Raw genomic sequence first — 21181 nt, 5'->3', positions numbered from 1 at the left:
TCTCGCCCCTACCTCTATTTCCCGCAGGAGTCGAGTGGCTTCCGCTCCATTTCACTTCGAGTGAAAATGTTATTTCATAACAATCGTAATTTAAAATAAGGAAAAGCGCCCTTTTTTATTATACTTATGCAAATACTCCACGAACTAAGTTCGTTTGGTTACGATCTGGTCCTACAGAGAAGACCGTTAATGGAATTCCAGTTAATTGAGATACACGCTCAATGTAATGACGAGCATTGACTGGGAGTTCACTTAATGATTTAACTCCAGTAATATCTTCTTCCCATCCAGGTAGTTCCTCATAAACAGGCTCACACTCTGCAAGAATTTTTAAGCTTGCAGGAAACTCTTCCATTACTTCTCCACGATATTTATACGCTGTACAAATTTTTAATGTTTTAATACCCGTTAACACATCAATGGAGTTAAGAGATAAGTCTGTAATTCCACTAACGCGGCGAGCATGGCGAACAACCACACTGTCAAACCAACCTACACGACGTGGACGTCCAGTCGTTGTTCCGTATTCATTTCCTACCTCACGAATCGTATTACCGATTTCATCATGTAGCTCTGTAGGGAATGGACCATCACCAACACGTGTTGTATAAGCTTTTGATACGCCTACAACATGGTTGATTTTAGACGGTCCAACACCTGAACCAATTGTTACCCCACCAGCAATTGGGTTTGAAGAAGTAACAAATGGGTATGTTCCTTGGTCAATATCTAGCATAACCCCTTGAGCACCTTCAAACAAAACACGACGGCCATCGTCTAATGCATCATTTAAAACAACTGATGTATCACAAACATATTGAGCAATTTGTTGGCCGTACTCGAAGTATTCATCGAGAATTTCTTCTTTCGTAAATCCTTCTACTTCATAGTACTTTTCAAACATTCTATTTTTTTCTTCTAAGTTACGCACTAATTTTTCTTCAAATGTTTCTTTATCAAGTAAATCTGCGATACGAATTCCGATTCGAGCAGCCTTGTCCATGTAAGCTGGCCCAATTCCTTTTTTCGTTGTACCAATTTTATTTGCACCTTTACGTTCTTCTTCAACAATATCAAGTTTAAGATGATACGGAAGAATAACATGTGCTCGGTTACTAATACGTAAGTTGCTTGTATCGACATTACGTTCATGTAAATAAGCTAATTCTTCAACAAGTGCTTTTGGATCAATCACCATTCCATTTCCAATTACACACGCTTTATCTTTATAAAAAATCCCTGATGGAATTAAATGAAGTTTGTATTTCGTTCCACCAAATACGATCGTATGCCCTGCGTTATTTCCACCTTGGTAGCGAGCAACAACTTCAGCTTTCTCTGAAAGATAATCTGTAATCTTTCCTTTTCCTTCGTCGCCCCATTGCGTACCAACCACAACCACTGATGACATGTGATGCACCTCCACTTTAGCTACTGTATATACATAATTATTTAAACTATTTCCAAAGCCAATCATAAGTATACCAACTTGGATATCGTGCGTCAATGTAAAACACGAACGTTCAAAATAAGTTTTTATTTATTTGTTCGTTTTAATCTTCTGCCTGTATGTATAGAATGTTTACCTTCGACCTTACTTATTCCCTAGACTACTTAGCTAAAAAAAAGAAGAGCATGAATCCTATTTGATTCACACTCTCATAATCAATTGTTCTATGCTCCTGGAGGCATATTGCTTTCATCATGTCTTCGTTCTAGATTGACGAACTTATTATATTCTTTAACGAATGCTAGCTCTACTGTCCCAACTGGACCGTTACGCTGTTTTGCTATAATGATTTCAATAATGTTTTGGTTTTCTGTTTCCTTGTCATAATAGTCATCACGGTACAAGAAGGCTACAATATCCGCATCTTGCTCAATACTCCCTGATTCACGGATATCAGACATCATCGGACGCTTGTCTTGACGTGATTCCACTCCACGTGAAAGCTGTGACAAGGCAATAACAGGTACCTCAAGTTCACGAGCAATTTGTTTTAGTGTACGAGAAATTTCTGATACCTCTTGCTGCCGGTTCTCTCCAGCTTTGCCGTTCCCTTGAATAAGCTGCAAGTAATCAATCATAATCATGCCTAGACCATGTTCTTGCTTCAGTCTTCGGCATTTAGCTCTTATGTCATTTACTTTAACCCCAGGTGTATCATCTATATAAATGCCTGCTTTTGCAAGGCTTCCCATTGCCATCGTTAGCTTTTGCCAATCCTCAGAAGTTAGAGCCCCTGTTCTCATTCGTTGTGCATCAATATTCCCCTCTGCACAAAGCATACGTTGAACAAGTTGGCTCGCTCCCATCTCCAAACTAAAAATCGCCACATTTTCACCAGCTCTTGTTGCGACATTTTGAGAGATATTAAGGGCAAAAGCCGTCTTTCCAACAGAAGGACGGGCGGCAACAATAATTAAATCATTTCGTTGGAATCCAGCCGTCATGCGATCAAGTTCAACGAACCCAGTTGGAATTCCCGTAATATCGCCCGAATGATTTTGCAATTCTTCAATTTTGTCATACGTTTCAATTAAGACATCTTTAATTGAAATAAAGGCACTTGTATTTTTTCGTTGGGAAACATCCAAAATGGTTTTTTCAGCTTCCGTTAAAATCGTATCCACTTCTTCTTCGCTTGCATATCCGTCTGCGGCAATGTTTGTTGCTACTTTAATTAATCTACGCAGTACCGATTTTTCTTCAACAATTCGACTATAGTAATCGACGTTTGCGGCAGTTGGTACAGCATTGGCTAAGTCACTTAAGTACGCAACCCCACCAATTTCTTCAAGCCATTTACGATCTTGTAACTCGGATGTTACGGTAACAAGATCAACCGGTTCTCCTTTTTCAGCCAAATCAAGCATCACTTGATAGACGCGCTGATGAGAGGCCCGATAAAAGTCATCAGGTAATAGTCGCTCTGAAGCTGTGACGAGTGCTTCATCAGCTAAAAAGATGGCACCTAAAACGGCTTGTTCAGCTTCAATATTCTGAGGTGGTGTACGATCTGCAAACAAGTCGCTCATGCTAATCTCCTCTCTCCATATCTATTTATAAGTCATCTGGATTAGATGGAGGGTGCCCATAAGTAACAAATCGTACTTTCTGTGACACCCTCCAACATATTGTTATTTTTCTTCTACTACGTGAACTTTCACAGTTGCAATGACATCGGGGTGAATTTTAATTGGGACATTTGTGTAGCCTAATGCACGGATTGGATCATCTAGCATAATTTTACGCTTGTCTACTTTTTTCTTCATCTTCTTTAATGTCTCCGCAATTTGTTTAGTCGAGATCGCACCAAACAAACGGCCACCTTCACCTGATTTTGCTTTAATTTCAACAGTAAGTGCTTCTAATTCTTCTTTATATTTTTTTGCTTCTTCTAGCTCTGCATCTACTTTTTTCTGATGACTTTTCTTCTGAGCTTCTAAGTTTTTTAAATTACCTTGTGTAGCTTCCACAGCAAGTTGATTTGGTATCAGATAGTTTCTTGCATAACCTTCTGATACATTTTTCGTTTCCCCTTTTTTTCCTTTTCCTTTTACATCAGCTAAAAAAATTACCTTCATTGTGTTTTTCCCCCTTCAACGTAATCATCTATCGCTAATTGTAATTGCTCTTTTGCCTCTTCCATCGAAACTTCTTCAAGTTGAGTAGCTGCGTTTGTTAAATGCCCCCCACCATTCATTCGTTCCATAATCAGTTGAACATTTACTTCACCGAGAGAGCGGGCGCTAATGCTGACAATTCCATCTTTGCGCTTAGAAATAACAAAAGACGCAACAGTGTCTCTCATTGTTAGCAACGTATCTGCCGCTTGTGCAATGATAATTTGACTATATGTTTCATCTTCACTAGCTGTAGCAATCGCTAGTCCTTTTCGGTAATACTCCGCACTTTCGACTAGCTTTGCTCGTTTTACATAGTGATCTAGGTCTTCTTTTAGTAATTTCTGAACTAAAGTTGTATCCGCACCATTCGAACGCAAAAACGAAGCAGCGTCAAACGTCCTAGCTCCTGTCCTAACAGCAAAACTTTTCGTATCAACAATGATCCCAGCTAAAAGAGCTGTAGCTTCTAACCGGTCCATCTTTAATTTCTTTGGCTGATACTCAAGCAATTCTGTTACCAATTCAGCGGTGGATGATGCATATGGCTCCATGTAAACAAGTACAGGATCTTCAATAAAATCTTCACCACGGCGATGATGATCTAGAACAACAATTCTCTCAACCTTATTTAAGAGCTCTTCTTCCATTACAAGTGATGGTTTATGTGTATCAACAACAATTAAGAGAGTTTCTGGCGTAATTTGATCTAACGCCTCAGTTGGTGTAATAAACTTTGACCACAAATCATCGTGGTTCTCCACTTCCTCCATCAACTTTTGAACATCATGGTTAATGTCATGAGGATTTAAAACGATAAAACCCTCTCGTTCATTGACATCTGCTATTTTTTGAACACCAATAGCTGCGCCGATTGCATCCATATCTGGGTTTTTATGACCCATAATAAAGACTTGATCACTTTCTAATACAAAATCGCGTAGTGCATGTGAAATGACACGAGCTCTCACTCTCGTTCTCTTCTCTAAAGCATTCGATTTGCCCCCATAAAAGGTGACTTTTCCATTTTTCCTTTTAATTGCTACTTGATCTCCACCGCGACCTAACGCTAAATCTAAGCTTGATTGAGCTAACAAACCCAATTCTCTAAGTGATTCCTCTCCTGTTCCAACCCCCACACTTAACGTGATTGGAACCTTCTCTTTACCAGTTAGCTCGCGAATTTGATCGAGAATACCAAAACGATTCTGCTCTATTGCCTTTAGTGCTTTCACATTCATTACAGCGATAAAACGATCAGATGCCGTTCTCCTTAGAAAGATTTCATTGTCGTTCGCCCAGTTGTTTAACGTAAGAGTTACTTGACTCATTAATCGGCTTCTTACTTGATCTTCCATCCCTTGCGTCACTTCATCGTAATTATCTAAAAAAATGAATGCAACAACAGATTGAGATTCTTCAAAAAGTACTTTTACTTCTTCATTTTCTGTAACATTTAAAAAAGTAAATAAGACGCTCATCTGCTTCAATTGATACATGAAAAAACTTATCACCTATTTTAATCGTATCAATCTTCACATCGTCATCTAGCAACGTTTGAAGGGATTCACTTATTTCCTCTACTTGTTTCCCAACTACATCAGAAGAAATAACAGATGATATATACGGATTAGCCCACTGAATTTTTCGCTCTTCGTTATAGAGCAAAATTCCTAAAGGCATCTTGGTTACAGCATCTTCACCAGCTTTTGATACTCTATACGATAGCGTTAAAATATACTCTTCTAAATCACGTTCAAAGTAAATTCTAGCTTGAACAGCATAGATAGCAATGGCGCCCAAAATTAAAAATCCGACTACACCAATTTGCCACTGATACCAAGTTAGTACACTTATAAAAAGAAATGCTGTAACAAAGAGAGTTATTACGTGGTAGCCGTGCCACCGTTTCAATAAAAACTTAGGCATAATGTCAGCTCCTATTTTTTCTGGCCTGAGATACGAGACCGTAAATCAAAACCTAAATCAATGATTCCAATGATTCTTATAATATACAGGAGCGGGGGTACTAAGACAGCTACAATTAAAATAATAACCGGTACTGCCGCCGCTACTTTCTTATGATGGAAGTAGTAAAAAATCACAGCAAATCCTTGAATGGCTACGACAATTTCAAGCAACGGGAATAAGTTCCATATGACCATAAACATCATGGAGCCTTCTTCTGCTCCAACCATTGCTAAAATTAAAATAATTAAGTAATACCAAAGAAATGCCCTCGGAAAACTCCATTTACGAAATGGCGGTAAAGAATGAACTTCATGCCCTAATCTTTTCAGTAAAAGATAACTAATAAGCTTGGTTAACAAAGCTAGCGTTACTCCAACCCCAACAATCATGACGGGAGCTAAATAAGCCATATTGTCAATCATTTGATTCATTTGTTCCAGTTGTTCTGGGTTTTGCCCAAACGAACCTAACGTGGATTGTGCTAATTCTATCTGCTCTCTTGTTAATTCCATAGCCATTTGAATCGGATTATCTCCAATAATCAACACAAGACCTAAAAAGACAAGCAACATGTTAGCTGTATAAACGAGCCCTGCTCCAATTAGAACAGAAAACCCAGAAAGTTTCCGACGATATAATTCACCTATAATAATACCTCCACTACCAAAAATAAAAGCCGAAGGAATCGTTATAAGTCCACCAATGATAAATGCTAAAAAGAAAGAAACAACCCACAAAAACAAACCGGCTTTTAGCCCTCTTCGATACGTGTAGACAACAAAAGGCAATGGCAATGCCCAAACGGTTATCATTCCTAATAAAGGAACGTAGGTTGTAATGACTAGTAGGATAGCAAACAGCGAAGCAAGCAATGCCCCTTCTGTCAATGTCCTTGTATTTTTCATGCATACACCTCACATACAAACTAAACAAATAGTAATCCTTGATCTATTTTAGCGTACTTGTCCATAAAGTTAAAGCTCCGACTCAAACAGTCACCAAATCTTACTAAAAAGTCTTTCCCATTTTCTCTTCTTCATAAAAAAAAGTATGACAGAAACGTCTGTCATACTTTTTAAAAATTAGTTTACATCGTTAACGTAAGGCAATAAAGCGATTTGACGAGAACGCTTGATTGCGATTGTTAATTGACGTTGGTACTTCGCTGAAGTTCCAGTTACACGGCGAGGTAAAATTTTACCACGCTCAGAAATGAAACGTTTTAGAAGATCCGTATCTTTGTAATCAATTTTCGTAATTTTGTTTACAGTGAAGAAACAAACTTTACGACGCTTTGGACGACCACGACGAGCCATGTAGCAGCACTCCTTTCCAATTATTATTTATCAATCACATTATTTTTCTACAAAAAGTAGAGAGGACGTTTAGAACGGCAAATCATCATCCGAAATATCGATCGGCTTCCCGTCATTAGCAAATGGATCTTCATTAAACCCACCTGAAGAACGGTTTTGATTGTTGTTCTGCTGCCTACCAAAGTCATTTCCACTAGGGCCTGGTCCACCGCCATAGTAATCATTTCCTTGTCCTTGATTGGAATTAGAACTAGCTCCACGCGGCTCAAGGAATTGAACACTTTCTGCCATAACTTCTGTGATGAAAACACGTTTTCCCTCATTGTTGTCATAGCTACGTGTTTGGATTCGGCCATCTACACCTGCTAAACTACCTTTTTTCAAATAGTTAGCAACATTTTCTGCTTGCTTGCGCCAAATAACACAGTTAATAAAATCTGCTTCGCGCTCACCTTGTTGATTAGAAAATGGACGATTTACTGCCAATGTGAAGTTAGCTACTGCCACTCCATTTGGTGTATACCGTAGTTCTGGGTCGCGTGTTAAACGCCCAACTAGTACGACTCGGTTCAGCATTCGAACCCCTCCCACTTCATCTTTAAATTATTCTTCGTCTTTTGTAATAAGAACACGAATAACGTTATCGTTGATCTTAATAAGACGGTTGAATTCTGCAATCGCTTCTGAGTTAGCTTGTACATTTAACAATACGTAGAAACCTTCACGAAAATCGTTGATTTCATATGCTAAACGACGCTTACCCATCTCTTTAACCTGTTCAACTTCAGCACCATTTGTTGTTAAAACGTTGTTAAAACGTTCAATAACTTCTTTAGTAGCTGCTTCTTCTAGGTTTGGAGCGATGATGTACATAATTTCGTACTTACGCATTCCGGTCCACCTCCTTTTGGTCTAGCGGCTCCATATTGGAGCAAGGAGCATTAACTCAACTGTTGAGTCATTGCACTCGCATTAGTAGAGTATAACAGAATGAATTTTTAACTGCAAGTTGTTTTTAGTTGGGTGTAAAAGTTTGTCGATGGGGATGTAGATTTGGGGCGGAGATTGTTTCATTTATTATACTTTCTGACTTTAAATCCCCTCAAGTTCCTTGTTATATTTTCTACTGAGCTTTTGGAAAGTAGTTTAAGTAGGAAATACTCATAGTGAAATGAAGGAAGTCACTCGACCCCTGTGGGAAATAGAGGGAGGCCGCTGAAAAAGTGCCTAACTGCCGCAGGGGAATAACACTCCGCTTTCCGCGGGGCGCCCGGTGAGCCTCCTCGGCTATCGCCTCCGGGGTCTCACACGTGGGTCACTGGTCCCGCAGGAGTCTACGTGTCATTCCCCTGCTAGGGTTACTTTTACTTATCTTTAACTTGTTACTCTTTTTCATTAAAAGCTAACATGGGAAGAACACATAATCGACAGAAACAACAAAGTATACGAAAACAACCTTCTCTAGCTATAGAACAAGAAAACAAGGCCAAGTGCGGGCCTTGTTCAAACCTTCTTTAGCTGTTTCGATGATGGCAATGGCTTCTCTCGCCGTGCGCCCTTTGAGAAAACCACTCAAAAGGCTTAAAACCTTTACGGCGGCTTCGCTCATTGCTTCGAGAACAAGAAAACAAGGCCAAGTGCGGGCCTTGTTTTCTTGTTCTCTTATACATTAAATCTAAAGTGAACCACGTCTCCGTCCTGGACGATGTATTCTTTTCCTTCGAGGCGGACTTTTCCGCGCTCTTTTGCGACGGCCATTGTTCCTGCATCGACTAGGTCTTCGTACGATACAACTTCAGCGCGGATGAAGCCACGTTCAAAGTCAGTGTGAATAATTCCGGCTGCTTGTGGGGCTTTTGTTCCTTTACGGAATGTCCATGCTCGTACTTCTTGAACGCCTGCTGTGAAATATGTTTGAAGCCCTAATAAATCATACGCTGCACGAATTAATTGATCGAGGCCAGACTCTTTGATTCCTATTTCTTCTAGGAACATTTCCTTCTCTTCGCCTTCTAATTCTGCAATTTCGGATTCAATCTTTGCACAAACTAAAATCACTTGACTGCCTTCTGCTCCTGCAAACTCTTTTACTTGTTTCACATAATCATTATCTTCTGGTGCTAGTAGATCTTCTTCACTTACGTTTGCTACATAAAGGACCGGTTTACTTGTTAATAAATGAAGGTGTTTCACAATTTTTTGTTGTTCATCGGTAAACTCAACGCTGCGTGCTGGTTTTTCATTTTCAAACGCATCACGAAGAAGTTCAAGTACTTCTAGCTCAGCTACCGCTTCTTTGTCTTTTGCTTTTGCTAGCTTGGCTACACGCGTAATACGCTTTTCAATTGATTCCAAATCAGCCAGAATCAACTCAAGATTGATGACTTCAATGTCCCGAATTGGATTCACTCCACCTGAAACGTGGGTAATGTTGTCATCAGCAAAACAACGAACAACATGTGAGATCGCATCGACTTGACGAATGTGTGAAAGAAACTTGTTTCCTAACCCTTCTCCTTTACTCGCACCTTCCACAATTCCAGCAATATCAGTAAATTCAAATGCTGTTGGAATGGTTTTTTTCGGTTCAACGAGCTCTGTTAGTTTTTGCAAACGGTAATCTGGTACTTCTACAATCCCTACGTTTGGATCGATTGTACAGAAAGGGTAGTTTGCTGATTCTGCTCCAGCTTGTGTAATTGCATTAAATAATGTCGACTTTCCCACATTTGGCAAACCGACGATTCCAGTTGTTAAAGCCAAAATACTCACTTCCTTTTTCTATTTTCAAGGATTAACGATTTATATATATAAAATAGCATAGTTTATAACCATACCAATTATAGTGATTACACGAAAAAAAGACAAGGTAATCTAGATATGTAACCTAGATCACCTTGCTTAAGCCGAACCGTGTTCTAACACTTTTTTCATTTTTTTAGCAAAATCTTTACGAGGCAGCATAACGCTATGCTCACAGCCGAGGCATTTAATCCGAACATCCATCCCCATCCGAATAATTTTCCAACGATTTTCCCCGCAAGGATGTTGCTTTTTCATTTCCACAACATCATGGAGTGCAAACTCTTTATTGATCATACGCAAGATGCCTCCTTCTTCGTACCCTTTTATTACTCGGTATTATACACGAAAGATAGCACTTGAGTCGAGCAACTTTGCCGGTCTAAAGATTATAATGCTCGATGATTCATAATTGGATAAAGCAAAATGGATGCTAACACAAACAAGTTTAACACTCCATATAATGGGTAAAGAACGGAAATAAGAGTGGAAAAACCAAATGTCGTTAATGGTGCCATAATCGCAATTAAAAGAAGAGCAATTAACCAAGCTGGTCCTTTAACCCATGCTTTCATCCTCGAAAGCAAACCAAACACACCAGCTGCAGCAGTTGTATAGATGGCTAACCATAGCAAAGCAGACATGATTAGCATCATATAATATGGATAATGCTTTAAGATCGCAAATAATGGAATCTCGTACAACATAATATCACTTGCCACTTGAAGAAGTGATTCGTTGTATAAAAACGAAATCGACCCTAAAATAACACCACTTCCAATAGAAGCAATCCAAATTTCACCTTTGTGTTTAACTTCGTGACCAATTGCTCCAATAACCGCAATTAAAGGAAGAATGTTTAAAGCTGTGAAGGTTAAAGCCGCTGGCCAATTATGTTGAGCATTTAAATTGAATTCAATAGGAAATCCATTTAATTTTTGAAACGCTACTAAAATAGCAATTAAAAAGATAATTAATAAAGGAATAATAAATGCATTCATGGATGTCATTCCTTTTGTATCCCATAAGAATAAAACAACAACCATTGCACCTATGATTAACGTACCAAGCCAATAAGGTACATAAATCACTTCTAAAGTAGCGCCACCGCCAGCTAACATAATAACCGTTGTTGAAAACAAGTAAATAATAATCATTACATCATACATTTGTGCGATACGCTTTCCCATTAAAACCTTTAACACAGGCAAATAATGTTCAGACTGATGGTTATAGCTAATCGACATGATTACTTTAACAGAAACAATAAACAAAACCGCGAATAACAGAATTGCTAGTCCACTTTCAGCACCAAAAAATTCCCATAATTCCCTTCCTGATGCATATCCCGCCCCAATCATTGTACCTATTATAAGAAACATCCATTTTAAGCCGTTAGCCCACATGTATAACCCTCTCCTCGTCATCTACTAGGTCAATTTGAACTCTTTATGTATAGAAAGGAAAAAAGTTCCGTATACTGTTACTACTATGGCAAAGGAGGCGATGTTATGAGTACAAACCATCGTCTGTTCGGAAAAAAAAATTCACCTATGCGTATTCATATGGAAGATGAAACAGTCGTAACGCAGTTAACAGAACAACTTTATAGCATGACCGAGGCACAAAATAGACGAGATCTTGTTGTGGTATGTATCGGAACCGATCGTTCTACAGGGGACTCTTTAGGTCCCCTTATTGGGACCAAATTGGAAGAGGTTGAGTTGAGACGCTTCCATGTCTATGGCACATTAGAAAATCCTGTGCATGCTGTTAATCTTCAAGAGAGACTAGAAGAGATAGCAAAAAATCACTACCGGCCTTTCGTTTTAGCGATCGATGCTTGTCTTGGTCGCATGAATAGTGTCGGAAAAATTTCGCTTGCTGATGGACCTGTTCAACCTGGAGCAGCCGTTCAGAAAAAGTTGCCATCCATTGGTGATATTCATATGACAGGGATTGTGAATGTTGGTGGTATGATGGAGTATTTTGTTTTACAAAACACTCGACTGCATACGGTTATGAAAATGGCTCATACAATTGCCGATATTATTGTGAAGACAGATCAACTTCTCCCTGAGAAAGTGACTTCCACTTCACTGTTGCAATCACTAAGGTTAAAGCCACAGATGTTGTTACGATCTAAAAACGAAACGCCTTTGTAGAATTCTCTCTACAAAGGCGTTTTTGATTATATTTTTTTGTTTTATCGGGTTGTGTTCTTCTCATGTTCGTTTCATTGCGCAGCAGCCACTCGCTTTCCGCGGGGAGGTGGAGAGTGCCTTCCGCTCCATTTCACTATGAGAAAAACCTTTTATAAATAATAAAGAGCTGAAACAATTACAGCGACCACAATAATACTAGGTAGTAAGTTGGCTACTCGTATTTGTAGCACTCCTAAAATGTTTAATCCAATGGCTACAATCATGACTCCGCCGGTAGCGGTCATTTCAACGATAAACTGGTCCATTAACGCTGGGGGAACAAATTGATTGATTTGTGTTGCTAGTAATGCAATCCCACCTTGATAGAGGACAACAGGAATCGCAGAGAAAATAACACCGATTCCTAATGTTGATGTAAATATCAGTGCTGAGAAGCCATCAAGCATGGACTTTGTATATAAAACTGAGTGGTCTCCTCTTAATCCACTATCGAGTGCCCCTAAAATCGCCATTGCTCCAACAACGTAAATTAACGTGGCTGTTACAAATGCCTTCGCAACGGATCCATCTTTTTTCGATCCAACTTTTGTTTCAATCCAAGCTCCGACTTTATTTAACCGGTCATCTAAGTCAATCTTCTCACCAATTAACCCGCCAATGACTAAACTTCCAATAACAATTAAAAACTGCTCACTTTTCAACCCCATCCCGATACCTAATACAACAACAGCTAGAGCGATTGCTTGCATCGTTGTTGTTTTCATTTTTTCAGGAATGTTCCTCACTAGTAGACCAATGATTGCTGCAACCACAATCGCTAATCCATTTACAATTGTCCCCGTTAAAACCATTCTCTCTTCTCCTTTACATAAAGGCTTCTTTAATTTCTTTTAACGCCTTTACGAGCATATCTACTTCTTCTAATGTATTGTATGGACCAAAACTTACACGAACAAGTCCTTGTTCACTACTTTGCAACGATTCATGTGTTTTAGGAGCACAGTGCATTCCCGCACGAACAGCAATTTGATAATGTTCATCAAGAATCATCGCTACTTCTTGACTATTCACCTCTTCTACTTCAAGGGAAATAACCGCGACCCGTTTAGATAGATCGGTTGGTCCATGTAACGTAACACCTTCTATACCTGTTACTGCATTGACCAAATGCACCATAAGCTCTTGCTCATGTGAACGAATGGCGTTAATCCCCATCTCAGAAATCGCATCAATCCCCGCTGACAATCCGGCAATTCCCGGTGTATTTAATGTGCCAGCCTCATAACGATTTGGCCAACTAGACGGTTGATGAAGAAGTTCAGATTCCGTACCCGTCCCACCAACAACCAAAGGTTCTAAACCGAAGTCACTTTTACAGATTAAAACTCCAGTACCTTGAGGACCTAATAATGACTTATGACCAGCAAAAGCAAGCATATCAATCCCGTCGTTTTCCATTGATATAGGAATGGTTCCAGCAGTTTGTGATGCATCAAGCAACAGAACAATTTCATGTTGCTTTGCTATATTAGATACTTCACTTATTTCTACAATAGCGCCTGTTACATTCGAAGCATGGGAAATGGCAAACATTTTTGTTTTCTCTGTTGTAGCATTTTGAAAATGTTCTGCCAAGATAAGTCCATCTTCATTTGGTTCAAGATATGTAACCGTAATGCTCTTTTCCTTAACTAGCTTTTCTAATGGACGAATAATGGAGTTATGTTCAAACATCGTCGTAACAACATGATCTCCTTTTTGAAAAGGAAATCCAATAATCGCTTGATTTAACGCCATTGTTGCATTTTGATAAAACCAAACATGTTTCTTACTAGGTGCATCAAAAAGATTTGCTAGTTTTTTTCTTGCTTGTTCTATCACATTTTTTGCTTGTTCTGCTAGCTTATGCCCACCACGCCCAGGGTTAGCACTATATTGTGTTACCGCCTCACTCATTGCCTTTGCGACTGTTGGTGGCTTTGGATAGGATGAGGCAGCATGGTCAAAATAAATCATACGATTGTTCCTTTCTTTTCATGTAGTGCTTTATTTATTTTATCTAAAAGACTCTTTCGCAAAATGTTTGGTTGGAGAACGAACACATTGATTTCACTCAAAAAAAAGACTAACATGGTGAAAGAGCTAAACAAAAAGAAGGTAGCTCTATAAACCAATCCTCCCTACCATAATACAGAAAGACACAAATTTCCAGTCATCTGTATTAGAGAGATATGTTGGCTTTTTGAGTACCTTCATTATCCTTATAAAGCATCCTCAGAGTGGAGCAACTGAATGATTCGCTCTAGATCCTCTTCTGAAAAATAGTCAATTTCAATTTTCCCTTTTTTCTTTCCTGGTTTAATGGAAACAGCTGTTCCAAGTCGACTCCTGAGTACATCTTGTCTTTCTTGTAAAAATGGAGAAAGAGTCACTTTTTTGCGTTTCGTTTCTTTAGGAACCCGTTCATTGAGTTGATTCACCAAATCCTCTACTTCACGAACGGAAAGATGTTCTTTTATGATTTTTTCAACAAGTAATGAAAGCTTTTGCTTTTCCTTTAATCCTAGCAATGCTCTTCCATGCCCCATTGAAAGCTTCCCATCAGAGATAAACTCTTGAACCATTCTCGGTAAATTCAATAGGCGTAAATGGTTAGCAATATGTGGGCGACTCTTGCCCAAACGAACAGCTAATTTTTCTTGAGTAATGGACAAATGATCCATAAGCTTCGCATAAGCCGTTGCTTCTTCAATCGGATTCAAGTCTTCCCTCTGAAGATTTTCAATGAGGGCGAGCTCCATCATTTTTTGCTCATCAAGTTCTTTGACAATGACAGGAACTTCTTTCACTCCTGCTTTTTGGGCTGCACGAAAACGGCGTTCACCAACAACGATTTCATAGCCCTTAATGCTTTTTCTTGCAACAATCGGTTGGAGAATTCCATGTTCAGCAATCGAATCAGCTAGTTCTGAAATAGCTTCTTCTGTGAATGTTTTTCGAGGTTGATATGGATTGGCGCGCAATTGTGAAATGGCAATTTGCTCAATTTTTTCTTGGATGTCATCATTTTGTTCAGGAAAAAATGCTTGTAATCCTTTACCTAACCCTTTCGCCACTAGTCACCACTTCCTTTGCTAAATCTACATACACTTCGGCTCCACGCGACTTTGCATCATACGTTATAATGGGTTGCCCATGACTTGGCGCTTCACCAAGACGAACATTTCTAGGAATAATCGTATCAAAAACCTTTTCTCGAAAGTATTTTTTTACTTCTTCAATCACTTGAATTCCAAGGTTCGTACGAGCATCCAACATCGTAAGCAATACTCCTTCAATTTCAAGGTTAGTGTTTAAGTGTTTTTGCACAAGACGAACGGTATTCAACAGTTGGCTTAACCCTTCAAGCGCGTAATATTCACATTGAACCGGTATTAGGACCGAATCAGATGCAGTCAATGCATTAATAGTCAATAAGCCAAGAGAAGGCGGACAGTCAATGAAGATATAATCGTAGTTATCTGAAACTGTTGATAGAGCTCGCTTTAAGCGAACTTCACGGGAAATAGTTGGAACGAGTTCAATCTCAGCACCGGATAATTGAATAGTAGAAGGTAGCACATCTAAGCGTTCTACAGAGGTCGAACGAATCACATCAATTGCTTCCACATCTTCAACTAAAATGTCATACACACATTCATCGACATCCCCCTTTTCAACTCCAACGCCACTAGTAGCGTTTCCTTGCGGGTCTATATCAACGAGCAAAACTTTCTTACCTATATAAGCTAAACAAGCACTTAAATTGACAGCCGTCGTTGTTTTGCCGACGCCACCTTTTTGATTTGCTACAGCAATGATTTTGGCCACGCTGTCACCTACTTTCCATCCTTAACTCGAACTCTTTTATTTTAACACAAGTTACATTAATAGTTTTTATAAAAATACTGAAAAAAATCTATGAAAATTAGGGTACTAAAAAAGGAAGTTACCTTTTTTAGTACCCTATAAACATTACTTTTTCGGAATTCGAATCGTAAATTGATAAAATTCATCATGCTCTTCTTCATTTGTGTCCACATGAAGACCACTTTTAGCAACCATATCTAAAGATTGACGAATCGTATTCATAGCAATACGCATATCTTTGGAATACGCCTTCCGTGTTGGCTTCTTTTTCGTAGGATTGCTTCCTTCAAGAATCGTTTTCACACGTTCCTCTGTTTGCTTTACATTAAGCTGCTTTTCTAGTATTTCATCTAGTAGCTTAACTTGCCATTCTTCCTTTTTCAATGACAGCAATGCACGCGCGTGCCGTTCTGATATTTGACGTTCTAGTATAGCCGTTTGAACATCCTCAGGTAAATTTAATAAACGCAGTTTGTTCGCAACAGTCGACTGGCCTTTGCCAAGTCGTTGCGCTAAACTTTCTTGTGTTAAGCCATGCAATTCAATCAGCTTAGCATAAGCAATTGCTTCTTCAATTGCCGTTAACCCTTCTCTTTGAAGATTTTCAATTAAGGCAACTGATGCCGTCTGAGAGTCATTAAACTCTTTTACAAGCGCAGGAATCTTCTCCCACCCTAATTTCGTAACTGCACGCCATCTTCGCTCTCCTGCAATGATTTCAAACTTTCCGTCCCGTTCTCTCACAACAATTGGTTGAATGACCCCATGTGTTCGAATCGTTTGAGCCAACTCGGCAATTCGTTCTTCATCAAAAACGGTCCGTGGCTGAAAACGATTTGGAACTATATCTGAAATAGGTATTTCCCTAACCTCTTCATTGCTGACTTCTTCTAACACTTCTTCGTTTCCACTAACTTCAACCTCTGCCTGCTTGTCACTAAAGCCAAAAAGGCGTGAAAACGGTTGCTTCATCGCCTAACACCACCTTCTGATAGTAACCGTCTATTTTTAATTCGACATCTATTGCTTTAGTCCTTCTTTTAACCTTATCTCATTTATATCCCGGAGTCTAAACAGCGTCAAGTGAATTTTCTATTCAAAAGTTAGTAAACTATGAAACTAGTACAATTTCTTGATTATTGCCAGGGAAAAGAGTGACCCTCACTAAGCAATAAGTTGCTCTCAAAGAAAGTCACTTCTAATCGTTTTGTTCCACGTGAAACAATATTTACAAAGGTAATTTATTCGGAGTCCCTGGCTTTCTTGGATATTTTTTCGGCGTTGTTTTCACTTTTTTAATCTGAATAATGTGACGTTCGCTTTCTTCAATGGGCAGTGTGAAGGCATCATCTGATATCACCTTGCCGCCTAAAAGGGTAATTGCTTTTTTTGCATCCGTTAACTCTTCACTTGCTCCTGCACCCTTTAATGCAACAAAGTCACCTGTTTCTTTCACTAAAGGCAAACAAAGTTCTGTCAAAACAGATAGCCTCGCTACAGCACGTGCCGTTACAATATCATATTTTTCTCGATGGTCCGGATTTTGACCAAACGTCTCTGCGCGATCATGATGGAACTGCACATTCTCTAAACCGAGTTCACTCGCTAAATGCTCCAAAAAACCAATTCTCTTTTTAAGTGAATCAACAATGCTAACTTGAATGTCCGGAAACATGATTTTAATCGGAAGGCTTGGAAACCCAGCTCCCGCACCAACATCAATCACTTTCTTACCAGCTTTAAAGTCATAGTAAAAGCCCGCAGAAATGGAATCATAAAAATGTTTTAAATAAACATCATCTTCTCCTGTTATAGCTGTTAAGTTCATTTTTTCATTCCACTCAACTAACAATTGAAAATAACGTTCAAATTGCTTCTCTTGTTTTTCCGAAAGTTGCATTCCTTTTTCTTGCAACAATGATGCGAATAATTGTTTACTCATCACGACTCTCCATTTTCACTTATTGGGTTTTTGCTAACCTTCCTTGTTCAAGGTATACAAGGAGAATGGAAATATCAGCTGGATTCACACCCGATACCCTTGAAGCCTGACCAACTGAGAGCGGACGAACTTGAGCTAATTTCTGTCTAGCTTCCATAGCCAATCCGTTAATAGCTGAATAATCGAGATCCTCCGGGATTTTCTTATTCTCCATTTTCTTCGAACGATCCACTTGCTGAAGTTGTTTTCCGATGTACCCCTCATACTTCACTTGAATTTCAACTTGTTCCGACACATCTTCAGATAGAGGCTCAGAAGGTGGTTCGATTACTTTTGCTACGTCTTCATACGTTAACTCTGGTCGTTTCAAAAGCATCGTTGCACGAGTTGCCTCCTGCATCGGAGCTGAACCTGCTTGCTCTAATACGTTATTGAGCTCTTCTGACGGCTTAACAATAATTCCTTCTAGACGTTTCTTTTCAACTTCTATTTGTTCTTTCTTTCTTAAGAATCGTTCATAACGTTCTTGCGGAATAAGACCTATTTCATGTCCTTTTTCCGTTAAACGTAAGTCTGCATTGTCATGACGCAAGAGCAAACGATACTCTGCACGAGAAGTAAGCAAGCGATATGGCTCGTTTGTTCCTTTTGTGACAAGATCATCAATTAACACACCAATATAAGCTTCTGAGCGATCTAAAATGATCCCTTCTTCTCCTTGCGCTTTTCGTGCAGCATTAATCCCAGCCATAATGCCTTGCCCTGCAGCCTCTTCATAACCTGATGTTCCATTGATTTGACCTGCAGTAAATAAGCCTGGCACCTTCTTTGTTTCAAGTGTAGGCCATAATTGTGTTGGAACCATGGCGTCATACTCGATTGCATATCCCGGACGCATCATCCGAACGTTCTGCAAACCAGGGACCGTCTTTAGCATTTCTAGCTGCACATCTTCCGGTAAACTTGTTGATAATCCCTGCACATATACTTCCGATGTATTTCTTCCTTCTGGTTCAAGGAAAATTTGATGTCTAGGTTTGTCGTTGAAACGGACAATTTTATCTTCAATTGATGGACAGTAACGTGGTCCAGTACCTTCAATCATTCCAGAGTACATAGGGGAGCGATTTAAATTGTCATTAATAATTTGATGCGTTTGCTCACTCGTATACGTTAGCCAACAAGGCAATTGATCGGTAATGTACTTTGTCGTTTCATAGGAAAAAGCACGCGGTTTATCATCACCTGGCTGTATTTCTGTTTGATCATAATCAATTGTACTGCCGTTAACACGTGGTGGCGTTCCTGTTTTAAAACGAACCATTTCAAAGCCTAGTTCTTTTAAGTGGTAAGAAAGCTGCACAGATGGCTGCATGTTATTCGGCCCACTCTCATAGCTTAAATCGCCTATAATAATCTTCCCTCTTAAATACGTACCAGTTGTAATGACTACAGCTTTTGCTCGATACTCTGCACCTGTATTTGTCACAACACCTTTACATATACCTTCTTCAACAATTAACCGTTCAACCATCCCTTGTCGCAGCAGTAAGTTTTCATTTTCTTCAATGGTTTTTTTCATTTCATGTTGATAAAGGTATTTATCAGCCTGAGCTCGCAATGCCCGTACCGCAGGGCCCTTTCCGGTATTAAGCATCCGCATTTGGATGTGAGTTTTATCAATATTTCGGCCCATCTCTCCACCTAACGCGTCAATTTCACGGACAACAATTCCTTTTGCTGGCCCTCCGACAGATGGATTACACGGCATATACGCGACTGCATCTAAATTTAACGTTAACATTAACGTCTTTGCTCCCATTCTTGCTGACGCCAAGCCTGCTTCTACCCCTGCATGACCTGCCCCAACAACAATGACATCAAAATCTCCACCTTGATAATTCATATCTTTAACCTCCTTATGAGTAATGCCTTCTTAAAGACATCTGTTTTACATACTGTTTAACATAGGAAAAGGAAGGTCGCCTTTTTCTGCGCAAGAATTCAAACCCTTTGCAGTGGCTCCTCTCACCGTTCACCTTTTAAGAAGATCACTTAAAAAGGCTCTTATCACTTCCCTAAACAGAACTGAGAGAACAACTGGTCAATTAGGCTTTCCTGTACGCTGTCTCCAATAATCTCACCTAGCAATTCCCACGTTCTAGTTACATCAATTTGCACTAGGTCTATCGGGACACCTATTTCAATTGATGCAACAGCATCTTCAATGGTTGCTTTCGCTTGTTCTAATAAGGCAATATGGCGTGTATTGGATACATACGTGACATCATCACCTTCAATTTCACCTTCAAAAAATAAGTTGGCGATTGCTTGTTCAAGCTGGTCAACACCCTCATCACGAAGAAGAGAGGTTGTAACCATTGGCCGCGCTGCCGCCAATTGCTGCACTTTTTTCAAATCGATTTTCTGCTCAACATCTGTTTTATTCACAATGACAATCACATTCATTTTTTCTACAGCTTTAAAGAGCGCTTCGTCTTCTGGTGATAGTTCCTCTCCATAGTTTAACACTAATAGAATAAGATCTGCTTTTTTTAGCACTTCTCTTGAGCGTTCAACCCCAATCCGTTCAACGATATCCTCTGTCTCACGAATACCAGCTGTATCGACTAATCGGAGTGGAACACCCTTAACATTCACGTATTCTTCAATAATATCTCTTGTTGTTCCTGCGACATCTGTAACAATCGCCTTGTTCTCATGTACAAGGCTATTTAATAAGGATGATTTTCCAACATTCGGTCGTCCAATGATGACAGTTGAAAGACCTTCACGCAAAATCTTACCTTGTTTTGCCGTTCCTAATAACTTCTCTATTTCCTTTATAACAAATGATGCTTTTTCCTCAAGCATTTGATGTGTCATTGTTTCTGCATCGTATTCAGGGTAATCAATATTCACCTCAACATGAGCAACTGTTTCTAGTAACGCTTGGCGAAGAACCGCAATTTTTTTAGATAAACGACCATCTACTTGTTTCAATGCAACATTCATTGCACGGTCAGTCTTTGCACGAATTAAATCCATGACCCCTTCAGCTTGAGATAAATCAATTCTTCCATTTAGGAAGGCTCGTTTTGTAAACTCCCCAGGTTCGGCAAGTCTTGCGCCATGACGCAATGCTAATTGCAACACTCGGTTAACCGAAAGCAAGCCTCCATGACAATTAATTTCCACAACATCTTCCCGTGTAAATGTTCTTGGCGCCCGCATAACAGACACCATTGCTTCTTCTACCCGTTCATTGCTTGTAGTATCTACAATATGTCCGTACACAATTGTATGAGATGGGACCTCTTCTAAAGAGTTTTTCCCACTATATAGTTGATCAGCAATCCGAATCGCATCATCGCCACTTAAACGAACAATCCCAATCGCCCCTTCTCCAAGGGCTGTTGATATCGCTGCAATTGTATCAAATTCCATTA

At 39.4% G+C, this 21181-nt stretch carries 19 protein-coding genes and 1 pseudogene; 1 reads left to right on the top strand and 19 read right to left on the bottom strand.

Annotated features, from left to right (window positions below; all coding sequences use genetic code 11):
- Nucleotides 1–124: 124 nt before the first annotated feature.
- The 11 genes and pseudogenes from JCM9140_RS10005 to JCM9140_RS09955 form a co-directional block, all read right to left on the bottom strand.
- Nucleotides 125–1411, bottom strand: coding sequence for an adenylosuccinate synthase (locus JCM9140_RS10005; protein WP_034745559.1), 1287 nt, complete (start codon nucleotides 1409–1411; stop codon nucleotides 125–127).
- Between the two features lie 263 nt (nucleotides 1412–1674).
- Nucleotides 1675–3039, bottom strand: a complete 1365-nt coding sequence (gene dnaB / locus JCM9140_RS10000; protein WP_034745556.1) for a replicative DNA helicase — start codon at nucleotides 3037–3039, stop codon at nucleotides 1675–1677.
- 102 nt (nucleotides 3040–3141) lie between these two features.
- Nucleotides 3142–3588: a 50S ribosomal protein L9 gene (rplI, locus tag JCM9140_RS09995; protein WP_034745554.1), complete on the bottom strand. Its 447-nt coding sequence runs from the start codon at nucleotides 3586–3588 to the stop codon at nucleotides 3142–3144.
- Nucleotides 3585–5556 (bottom strand): annotated as a pseudogene (locus JCM9140_RS09990) (DHH family phosphoesterase). Before JCM9140_RS09990 ends, rplI begins: the two are co-directional and overlap by 4 nt.
- Before the next feature lie 11 nt (nucleotides 5557–5567).
- Complete coding sequence (locus JCM9140_RS09985; protein ID WP_034745550.1) at nucleotides 5568–6503, bottom strand: YybS family protein; 936 nt, start codon at nucleotides 6501–6503, stop codon at nucleotides 5568–5570.
- 177 nt (nucleotides 6504–6680) lie between these two features.
- Nucleotides 6681–6914, bottom strand: coding sequence for a 30S ribosomal protein S18 (rpsR, locus tag JCM9140_RS09980; protein WP_034745548.1), 234 nt, complete (start codon nucleotides 6912–6914; stop codon nucleotides 6681–6683).
- A 69-nt stretch (nucleotides 6915–6983) separates the two neighbouring features.
- Complete coding sequence (ssb, locus tag JCM9140_RS09975; RefSeq protein ID WP_034745545.1) at nucleotides 6984–7490, bottom strand: single-stranded DNA-binding protein; 507 nt, start codon at nucleotides 7488–7490, stop codon at nucleotides 6984–6986.
- 27 nt (nucleotides 7491–7517) lie between these two features.
- A complete protein-coding gene (rpsF, locus tag JCM9140_RS09970) occupies nucleotides 7518–7805 on the bottom strand; it encodes a 30S ribosomal protein S6 (RefSeq protein WP_034745542.1) in 288 nt (95 codons plus the stop codon).
- Nucleotides 7806–8576: 771 nt separating this feature from the next.
- Nucleotides 8577–9677 carry a redox-regulated ATPase YchF gene (ychF, locus tag JCM9140_RS09965; RefSeq protein ID WP_034745539.1) on the bottom strand — a complete coding sequence of 367 codons (1101 nt, stop codon included), beginning with the start codon at nucleotides 9675–9677 and terminating at the stop codon, nucleotides 8577–8579.
- Nucleotides 9678–9815: 138 nt separating this feature from the next.
- Nucleotides 9816–10013 (bottom strand): DUF951 domain-containing protein, encoded by a 198-nt coding sequence (locus JCM9140_RS09960; protein WP_034745536.1) that lies wholly within the window; start codon nucleotides 10011–10013, stop codon nucleotides 9816–9818.
- A 92-nt stretch (nucleotides 10014–10105) separates the two neighbouring features.
- Nucleotides 10106–11122, bottom strand: a complete 1017-nt coding sequence (locus JCM9140_RS09955; protein ID WP_034745533.1) for a YkvI family membrane protein — start codon at nucleotides 11120–11122, stop codon at nucleotides 10106–10108.
- Between the two features lie 105 nt (nucleotides 11123–11227).
- On the opposite strand from JCM9140_RS09955, the gene yyaC reads away from it, so the two are divergent.
- Nucleotides 11228–11881, top strand: coding sequence for a spore protease YyaC (yyaC, locus tag JCM9140_RS09950; protein WP_034745530.1), 654 nt, complete (start codon nucleotides 11228–11230; stop codon nucleotides 11879–11881).
- A gap of 149 nt (nucleotides 11882–12030) precedes the next feature.
- Here yyaC and JCM9140_RS09945 read toward each other — a convergent pair whose 3' ends face one another.
- From JCM9140_RS09945 to mnmE, 8 genes are all read right to left on the bottom strand, one after another.
- Nucleotides 12031–12732 (bottom strand): DUF554 domain-containing protein, encoded by a 702-nt coding sequence (locus tag JCM9140_RS09945; RefSeq protein ID WP_034745527.1) that lies wholly within the window; start codon nucleotides 12730–12732, stop codon nucleotides 12031–12033.
- Between the two features lie 13 nt (nucleotides 12733–12745).
- Nucleotides 12746–13897 (bottom strand): aminotransferase class V-fold PLP-dependent enzyme, encoded by a 1152-nt coding sequence (locus JCM9140_RS09940; RefSeq protein WP_034745525.1) that lies wholly within the window; start codon nucleotides 13895–13897, stop codon nucleotides 12746–12748.
- 245 nt (nucleotides 13898–14142) lie between these two features.
- On the bottom strand, nucleotides 14143–14997 hold the full coding sequence (locus tag JCM9140_RS09935; protein ID WP_034745522.1) for a ParB/RepB/Spo0J family partition protein: 855 nt from the start codon (nucleotides 14995–14997) through the stop codon (nucleotides 14143–14145).
- A complete protein-coding gene (locus tag JCM9140_RS09930; protein ID WP_034745518.1) occupies nucleotides 14978–15751 on the bottom strand; it encodes a ParA family protein in 774 nt (257 codons plus the stop codon). Before JCM9140_RS09930 ends, JCM9140_RS09935 begins: the two co-directional genes overlap by 20 nt.
- Nucleotides 15752–15895: 144 nt before the next feature.
- Nucleotides 15896–16762, bottom strand: a complete 867-nt coding sequence (gene noc / locus JCM9140_RS09925) for a nucleoid occlusion protein (protein WP_034745517.1) — start codon at nucleotides 16760–16762, stop codon at nucleotides 15896–15898.
- 256 nt (nucleotides 16763–17018) lie between these two features.
- Complete coding sequence (gene rsmG / locus JCM9140_RS09920; protein ID WP_034745513.1) at nucleotides 17019–17732, bottom strand: 16S rRNA (guanine(527)-N(7))-methyltransferase RsmG; 714 nt, start codon at nucleotides 17730–17732, stop codon at nucleotides 17019–17021.
- A gap of 19 nt (nucleotides 17733–17751) precedes the next feature.
- Nucleotides 17752–19638, bottom strand: coding sequence for a tRNA uridine-5-carboxymethylaminomethyl(34) synthesis enzyme MnmG (gene mnmG, locus JCM9140_RS09915; protein ID WP_034745510.1), 1887 nt, complete (start codon nucleotides 19636–19638; stop codon nucleotides 17752–17754).
- A gap of 164 nt (nucleotides 19639–19802) precedes the next feature.
- Nucleotides 19803–21179 (bottom strand): tRNA uridine-5-carboxymethylaminomethyl(34) synthesis GTPase MnmE, encoded by a 1377-nt coding sequence (gene mnmE / locus JCM9140_RS09910; RefSeq protein WP_034745507.1) that lies wholly within the window; start codon nucleotides 21177–21179, stop codon nucleotides 19803–19805.
- Between the last annotated feature and the right edge of the window lie 2 nt (nucleotides 21180–21181).

The sequence above is a fragment of the Halalkalibacter wakoensis JCM 9140 genome (assembly GCF_000513095.1).
Taxonomy (GTDB): domain Bacteria; phylum Bacillota; class Bacilli; order Bacillales; family Bacillaceae_D; genus Halalkalibacter; species Halalkalibacter wakoensis.
This window is presented reverse-complemented; position numbering and strand designations above follow the sequence as displayed.

Excerpts from the sequence above, each read along its gene's own strand:
- JCM9140_RS10005 (WP_034745559.1), bottom strand. The coding sequence starts at position 1,411 with ATGTCATCAGTGGTTGTGGTTGGTACGCAATGGGGCGACGAAGGAAAA.
- dnaB (WP_034745556.1), bottom strand. The coding sequence starts at position 3,039 with ATGAGCGACTTGTTTGCAGATCGTACACCACCTCAGAATATTGAAGCT.
- rplI (WP_034745554.1), bottom strand. The coding sequence starts at position 3,588 with ATGAAGGTAATTTTTTTAGCTGATGTAAAAGGAAAAGGAAAAAAAGGG.
- JCM9140_RS09985 (WP_034745550.1), bottom strand. The coding sequence starts at position 6,503 with ATGAAAAATACAAGGACATTGACAGAAGGGGCATTGCTTGCTTCGCTG.
- rpsR (WP_034745548.1), bottom strand. The coding sequence starts at position 6,914 with ATGGCTCGTCGTGGTCGTCCAAAGCGTCGTAAAGTTTGTTTCTTCACT.
- ssb (WP_034745545.1), bottom strand. The coding sequence starts at position 7,490 with ATGCTGAACCGAGTCGTACTAGTTGGGCGTTTAACACGCGACCCAGAA.
- rpsF (WP_034745542.1), bottom strand. The coding sequence starts at position 7,805 with ATGCGTAAGTACGAAATTATGTACATCATCGCTCCAAACCTAGAAGAA.
- JCM9140_RS09960 (WP_034745536.1), bottom strand. The coding sequence starts at position 10,013 with ATGATCAATAAAGAGTTTGCACTCCATGATGTTGTGGAAATGAAAAAG.
- JCM9140_RS09955 (WP_034745533.1), bottom strand. The coding sequence starts at position 11,122 with ATGTGGGCTAACGGCTTAAAATGGATGTTTCTTATAATAGGTACAATG.
- yyaC (WP_034745530.1), top strand. The coding sequence starts at position 11,228 with ATGAGTACAAACCATCGTCTGTTCGGAAAAAAAAATTCACCTATGCGT.
- JCM9140_RS09945 (WP_034745527.1), bottom strand. The coding sequence starts at position 12,732 with ATGGTTTTAACGGGGACAATTGTAAATGGATTAGCGATTGTGGTTGCA.
- JCM9140_RS09940 (WP_034745525.1), bottom strand. The coding sequence starts at position 13,897 with ATGATTTATTTTGACCATGCTGCCTCATCCTATCCAAAGCCACCAACA.
- noc (WP_034745517.1), bottom strand. The coding sequence starts at position 16,762 with ATGAAGCAACCGTTTTCACGCCTTTTTGGCTTTAGTGACAAGCAGGCA.
- rsmG (WP_034745513.1), bottom strand. The coding sequence starts at position 17,732 with ATGAGTAAACAATTATTCGCATCATTGTTGCAAGAAAAAGGAATGCAA.
- mnmG (WP_034745510.1), bottom strand. The coding sequence starts at position 19,638 with ATGAATTATCAAGGTGGAGATTTTGATGTCATTGTTGTTGGGGCAGGT.
- mnmE (WP_034745507.1), bottom strand. The coding sequence starts at position 21,179 with ATGGAATTTGATACAATTGCAGCGATATCAACAGCCCTTGGAGAAGGG.